Below are 390 nucleotides of genomic sequence, written 5' to 3'. Positions count from 1 at the left end.
GCGCAGAGCGCGCTGGCGATCGTGTAGAGGGCGAGGCCCGCCAGCAACGGACGCCGCCGGCCGTAGGTGTCGCTCAACGGCCCGGCGATCAGCTGCCCGATGGCCAGCGCGGCCAGGCAGGCGGTGATGGTGAGCTGGGTGGCCGCGGCGCTGGCGCGCAGGTCGCCGGCGAGAGCCGGCAGTCCGGGCAGGTAGCCGTCGATGGACAGTGGTCCCAGGGCCACGAGCGCTGCGAGCAGGACGATGAATCGGGTTTGGCGGCCGGCGGCGTCGTTGCTCATGGCTCAGTACGCCACGGTGATGCGGCGGCGGATCGCGGTGCCGCTCTCGATCGTGTCGGCCAAGGCGATCGCGTAGTCGGCGTACGAGATGCGGCTGTTGCCGTCGTCG

General features: G+C 72.1%; 1 protein-coding gene. It reads right to left on the bottom strand.

Annotated elements, in window-relative coordinates:
- A partial coding sequence (locus G3I78_RS50525) for an MFS transporter (RefSeq protein WP_164437400.1) occupies positions 1-281 on the bottom strand: 281 nt, incomplete at its 3' end.
- Positions 282-390: the final 109 nt, after the last annotated feature.

Source organism: Streptomyces sp. SID13726 (assembly GCF_010548375.1).
Classification (GTDB): Bacteria; Actinomycetota; Actinomycetes; order Streptomycetales; family Streptomycetaceae; genus Streptomyces.
This window is presented reverse-complemented; position numbering and strand designations above follow the sequence as displayed.